The sequence below is a fragment of the Nocardiopsis sp. NPDC058631 genome (assembly GCF_042716955.1).
Classification (GTDB): domain Bacteria; phylum Actinomycetota; class Actinomycetes; order Streptosporangiales; family Streptosporangiaceae; genus Nocardiopsis.
Genome location: NZ_JBHXQY010000175.1, coordinates 1 through 5,683, shown reverse-complemented (window position 1 = coordinate 5,683; position 5,683 = coordinate 1). Strand labels below are relative to the sequence as shown.

The window sequence follows — 5,683 nt, the reverse complement described above, 5'->3', positions numbered from 1 at the left end:
GCGTTGGTCCAGGGCGGCGTAGATCTCGGAGGCGCGGCCGAGTTGGAGGAGTCCGGCGGTGGGGACCTCGATGCCGGTGAGGACTTTGATGGCGTCGCGTGAGGAGTTGGACATGTTCGGGTCCAACGGCATGCAGGACTCCCCCTTCTACTACCTACCCCTTGGCGCCGCTACGCGGCCACGAACGTAACACCGGAGAATCCGCGCGGATCGCCTTCCCATTCCCCGGTCCGGAATCATACTCCGGGGTTCCAGGTGAATTCCTCAAGGTCACGGGTGCGCTTCGGCGGTCGTGCAAGGTTTCTGGAACGCGGTCCGCCCAGTCGGCGCGCCGAGTGCTTTGGTGTGTCCTGCGTTCTTCGGAATCGGGTTTCTGGATCCTGGGACCACGTGACCCTTGAAGGAGGGCATCGTGGGACGTCGTGGATACCCCGCCGAGTTCCTTCGCAAGGTGCTGGACCTGGTCCGGGCCGGACGCAGCGTCGCGGACGTGGCACGCGATCTGGGCATCAGTACCGAGACGGCCTACGCCTGGCGGCGACAGGACCGTACCGACCAAGGTCTGGCCCCTGGCCTGACCAGCGCTGCAAAGGGCGAGCTGGCCGCAGCCAACAAGCGCATCGCCGAGGTGGAGGCCGAACTGGCGATCCACCGCCGGGCCAGTGAGCTGCTGGGCGAGGTGGTGCCCCCAGAAGACGGTTCGAGACGGTCGCGGTGATGGCCGCCGGGGTCCTCCAGGTCCTCCCCGGCTGTCCCGGCGCGCTTCTCGACCCGCGGCCCCCGCCGGGAGGTGGTCACCGCCAGGGTCAGCACGCCCGCGACCAGGCCCCAGAACGCCGACCCCACCCCGAGCAGCGTGAACCCGGACGCCGTCGCCAGGAACGTCACCACGGCCGCCTCCCGTGACCGTTCGTCCCCCAGGGCCGACGCCAGGGACCCCCCGATGGTTCCGAGCAGGCCGATCCCCGCGATCGCCAGGACCAGCGTCGGTGGCAGGGCGGTCAGCAAGGACGCGACCGTCGCACCGAACACCCCCACACACAGGTAGAAGACCCCCGCCCACACCCCCGCGAGGTAGCGCCGGTCCCGGTCGGGGTGCGCCTGCGGGCCCGTGCAGATGGCGGCGGTGATCGCGGCCAGGTTCATCCCGAAGCACCCGAACGGTGCCAGCACCATGTTGGTCGCACCGGTCCACCCGATCACCGGGGAGATCGGCACCCGGTAGCCGTCGCCGCGCAGGACCGCCACCCCGGGCAGGTTCTGGGACGCCATGGTCACCACGAACAGCGGCAGGCCCACGCTCACCAGCACCTGCCACGAGAACTCGGGAGCCACGAACACCGGCGCGGCGAGCGCGGGCGTCACCTCGCCCAGGTCCAGGGTCCCCCGGGCGGCGGCCGCCCCCACACCCGCGACCAGGGCCAGGATCACGGCGTAGCGCGGGAGCCACCGCCGGGACAGCAGGTACGCCGCGAACATCGCGGCCACCACCGCGAAGTCACCCTCCATGCTCGTGAACAGGCCGATCCCGAACTGGAGCAGTACCCCGGCCAGCAGTCCCGCCGCGAGCGGCACCGGAACCCGGTCCATCACCCGCTCGAACCAACCGGTGACCCCGCTCAGAGTGATCAGCGCGGCCGAGAACAGGAACGCCCCCACGGCCTGCGCCATCGTCACCCCGTCCAGGCCCACCGCCAGCAGGGCCGCGCCCGGGGTGGACCACGCGGTGACCACCGGTGCCCGGTACCGCAGCGACAGACCCACGCAGGTCACCGCCATGCCCACGCCCAGGGCCAGCATCCACGAGGCGATCTGCGCCGAGGACGCCCCGGCGGCCTCGGCGGCGGTGAACACGATCGCCGCCGAACTGGTCACCCCGACCAGGACGGCGATCAGACCGGCGGCGACGGCGGGGGCGGGGGCGACGCGTCCGAGGTGGCGGGCGAGGGTTCTCATGGCCCACCATCCTGCCGGGCGGCCGTCCCACGAGCCGCTCCGGGGCAGCGGAAGAGCGGGTCCCGCAGGTGCACGGGACCGAAAATCCGGTGGACGCGGGCGGAGGCCGCGGTGACGATGGCCCCATGGAACGATCGTTCGACGAACTCGTGGCCGAGGCCGAGGCGGAGCCCACGGAGGGCTGGGACTTCTCGTGGCTGGACGGCCGGGCCACCGAGGAGCGCCCCTCCTGGGGGTACCAGCGCACCATGGCGGAGCGCATGGCTGTCGCGACCGCCGCCCTCGACATCGAGACCGGGGGAGGCGAGGTGCTGGCCGGTGTCCCCGAACGCCCGCTGACCGCGGTGGCGACCGAGTCCTGGCCGCCCAACGTCGCCAAGGCCACCCGGCTGCTGCACCCGCTGGGCGTCGCGGTGGTCGCGACCGGGGAGGGGAGCCCGCTGCCCTTCGCGGACGGGGCCTTCGACCTCGTGGTCTCCCGGCACCCGGTCACCACGCGGTGGGAGGAGATCGCCCGCCTGCTGGCTCCCGGCGGTACCTACCTGTCCCAGCAGGTGGGGCCCGAGAGCGTGTTCGAGGTGGTGGAGTTCTTCTTGGGCCCGCGCCCCGAGGAGGACCGCCGCTCCCGGCATCCCGACGACGCGCGCGAGGCGGCGGGGGCGGCCGGACTCGACGTCGTCGACCTGCGACTGGAACGGCTGCGCACGGAGTTCCTCGACGTGGGCGCGGTCGTGTACTTCCTGCGCAAGGTGGTCTGGATGGTGCCCGGGTTCACCGTCGACGCCCACAGGGAGCGGCTCCGGGACATGCACGAGCACATCCGGCGGGAGGGGGCCTTCACGGCGACCACCACGCGGTTCCTCGTCGAGGCGCGCAAACCCCGGGGCTGAGGGCCGTCCGGGGCCCGCCCGGGAGGAACCACACGGAAGCGTCCGCGGTGGACGGGCCCCGCCCTGCCCGGGCGGGACCCCCGCGGCCACCCGGGCAGGGCGACCGGCGCACCGAGTGGGAGCTCAGCCACCCGCCTTGACGTGCTGGATGACCTCGAACCCCCAGATCTCGCTGTTGGTCGCGGCCGGCCCGCCGTGCCCGTGGCCGGGTTCCGACCCGCTCTTCCCGGCATCGGCGGAGGCCTGGGCGTGCCCGTGCTTGAACGCCTGGCCGCTGACCCAGTTCTGGAAGTCCTCCTCGGAGCGCCAGCGGGTGTAGACCAGGTACTTGTCGGTGCCCTCGACCGGGCGCAGGAGCTGGAACTCCTCGAAGCCCGGCTGGTTCTCCACCAGCCCGGCCCGCTTGGCGAAGCGCTCCTCCAGTGTGGCCCCGGCACCTTCGGGGACGGTCAGGACGTTGAACTTGACGACGCTGCTCACGCGGCACCTCTCCACCGTTGACTTCGACCTTCACCGCCCAACCTAGGGCACCTCCCGGCGCAGCGCCGGTCGGCCCGGCCCCGCCTACAGCCCGTGCCTGCGGGCGACCAGGTCGAGGATGAACGAGCGCGGGAACAGCCTGCGCAGCGCGAACACCACCGGGGCGTTGCTGCCCACCGCGTACAGCGGCCTGGGCGGGTCGGCCTCGATCGCCCGTACCACCGTCCGCGCGACCTGCTCGGGGGAGATCCCCGCCGCCTGGTTGGCGTCGAGGGCGTCGAGCATGGTGCGGTACTCGCCCGCGAAGGGGGAGTCCTCACGCAGGTAGTGGGTCCGCCGCTCGCTGATACCGGTGTTGATGGACCCCGGCTCCACCGTGGTCACACCCACCCCGTACGGGGAGACCTCGCGGCGGAGCGCGTACGCGAAACCCTTGACCGCCGCCTTCGACGCCACGTACGACGACCGGTACGCCAGCGGGAAGCTCGCCAGCATCGACCCCACCATCACGACCCGGCCGTACCCGCGCTCGCGCATCCCCGGGAGGAGGAGCTGGGTGAGCCGCACGGCCCCGAACACGTTGATCCGGAACAGCCTCTCCACCGCATCCGACGGCAGCTCCTCGAACGGCCCGCTCTGGCTCTCCCCGGCGTTGTTGACCAGGACGTCCACGCCACCGGCCACGGAGGCGCACGCCTCGACCGACGCCCCGTCGGCCAGGTCGAGGGCCAGGTACTCCACGCCGGGGACGGGCTCCGCCACCGATTCCGGTCTGCGGCTGGTGCCGTACACGCGGTAGCCGCGCCGGACCAGTGCGGCGGCCACGGCCGCGCCGATACCCGACGAGGCGCCGGTGACGAGCGCGGTCCGCTGGACGGGGGGACGGTTCATGGTGGTCCTTCCGGGAGGGATCGGTGCGCGCGCCGCGCGTGTGAGGATGATCGCACGCCGGCCTCCGGCGGGGCGGGCCAACCCTCCCCGGCACCCCCGGGTCAGTCCCAGCGATGGGGGTCGAACAGGCCGATCGGCAGACCGGTGCGGCCGTCCCGGGCCAGGTCGGCCAGCGCCTCCCCGACGGCGGACGCGAACTTGTAGCCGTGCCCGGAGAAGCCCCCGGCGAGCACCAGGCCCGGAAGCTCCCTGCGCTGCCCGATGACGAAGTGCTCGTCCGACGTCATCGTGTACATGCAGGCGGCCATGCGCTCGGGAAGGCCCTCGACCCCCCGCAACCCCGAGGCCAGCTCACCCAGCCTGCGCGCGTCGGCGGAGTCGGGTTCGCGCGGACCCGGGCCGGGGTCGACGGGCTCGCCCCACTGCGCCCCCTCGCGCCTGTTCCCGCGGGCCTCGGCGTGCACCCCGATCTTGACGGTCCGGCCCCCGTCCAAGCTCGGGAACCCGTACCAGATACAGTCGTCCCCGTCGCGGGCGAACACCGGACCGGACACGTGCGCCGACGGGTCGCCCGTGGTGCGGAACCAGCCCAGCACCCGCCGTTCCACCCGGATGCCCCCTCCCAGGCCGGCCACCTCGGGCACCAGCGAGGGAAGCCACGCCCCGGCGGTGACGACGACCCTCCGGGCGCGGATCACGGTCTCCCCGACCAGCACGCGCGGCCGGTCCGGGTCCGGTTCGATCCGGGTCGCCCCGGCCCCGGTGAGGACCCGTGCCCCCGCCGCCTCTGCGAGACGGACCGCCGCCAGGATCGACGCCTCGGGCAGGACCACGCCTGCCTCCTCCTCGAACACGCCGACCTCGCCCGGGCGCAGCACGTGCCCGGGGAAGCGGGCCCGGACCTCGTCGCCGGAGAGCAGCGCGTAGGGGAGTCCGTGGTGTTCGGCGGCGGCCACCGACCCGGCGACGGCGGCGCTGTCCGGCGCACCGGCCATCAGCGCCCCGGTGCGCCGCACGAGCCGGTCGCCGGAGGCCTCCTCCAGTTCCGACCAGGCGCGCCAGGCCGCCCGGACGAACGGCACGTACTCGGCGCCCTCCAGGTAGGCGGTGCGGATGATGCGGGACTCCCCGTGGCTGGACCCCCGGTCGTGCCCGGGGGAGAACTGCTCCACCCCGACGGCGTCGACGCCGGACCGGGCCAGGCGCCACAGGGCCTGTGACCCCATCGCCCCCAGGCCGACCACGACGGTGTCGGTTTCCAGCAGGTTCGCCACGCGGTTCCTCCCCGGTCCTGTCCGCGGGCCTTCACGGGAAGGCCCCGGCCCATGATCCCAGGCCGGTCCGTGGCGGGCGCCCGCCCACCCCCTGGGTGGACGGGCGCCCTGTTCGGTGGTCCCCCCGCACGACCCGGAAGGGGGACAGCGATCAGTTCACAGGCGGATGGGCGTTGGCCAGCAACTCCTGGA

Annotated in this window: 5 protein-coding genes and 1 pseudogene; 2 read left to right on the top strand and 4 right to left on the bottom strand. The window is 73.2% G+C overall.

Annotation, left to right across the window (positions count from 1 at the left end):
• Positions 1–412: 412 nt before the first annotated feature.
• Positions 413–586: pseudogene (locus tag ACFWTE_RS29545) on the top strand (transposase); the annotation flags it as partial.
• Here the strand turns inward: ACFWTE_RS29545 and ACFWTE_RS29540 are convergent.
• Positions 526–1,956: a benzoate/H(+) symporter BenE family transporter gene (locus ACFWTE_RS29540; RefSeq protein WP_378783209.1), complete on the bottom strand. Its 1,431-nt coding sequence runs from the start codon at positions 1,954–1,956 to the stop codon at positions 526–528. The pseudogene ACFWTE_RS29545 and the gene ACFWTE_RS29540 sit on opposite strands and share 61 nt — an antisense overlap.
• 125 nt (positions 1,957–2,081) lie before the next feature.
• Between ACFWTE_RS29540 and ACFWTE_RS29535 the strand changes: the two genes are divergently transcribed.
• A complete protein-coding gene (locus ACFWTE_RS29535; RefSeq protein WP_378783208.1) occupies positions 2,082–2,846 on the top strand; it encodes a class I SAM-dependent methyltransferase in 765 nt (254 codons plus the stop codon).
• A 123-nt stretch (positions 2,847–2,969) separates the two neighbouring features.
• Here the strand turns inward: ACFWTE_RS29535 and ACFWTE_RS29530 are convergent, their stop codons facing one another.
• The 3 genes from ACFWTE_RS29530 to solA form a co-directional block, all read right to left on the bottom strand.
• Positions 2,970–3,326 (bottom strand): antibiotic biosynthesis monooxygenase family protein, encoded by a 357-nt coding sequence (locus ACFWTE_RS29530; protein WP_378783207.1) that lies wholly within the window; start codon positions 3,324–3,326, stop codon positions 2,970–2,972.
• 84 nt (positions 3,327–3,410) lie between these two features.
• Positions 3,411–4,217, bottom strand: a complete 807-nt coding sequence (locus tag ACFWTE_RS29525; RefSeq protein ID WP_378783206.1) for an SDR family oxidoreductase — start codon at positions 4,215–4,217, stop codon at positions 3,411–3,413.
• A 101-nt stretch (positions 4,218–4,318) separates the two neighbouring features.
• On the bottom strand, positions 4,319–5,491 hold the full coding sequence (gene solA, locus ACFWTE_RS29520; RefSeq protein WP_378783205.1) for an N-methyl-L-tryptophan oxidase: 1,173 nt from the start codon (positions 5,489–5,491) through the stop codon (positions 4,319–4,321).
• Positions 5,492–5,683: the final 192 nt, after the last annotated feature.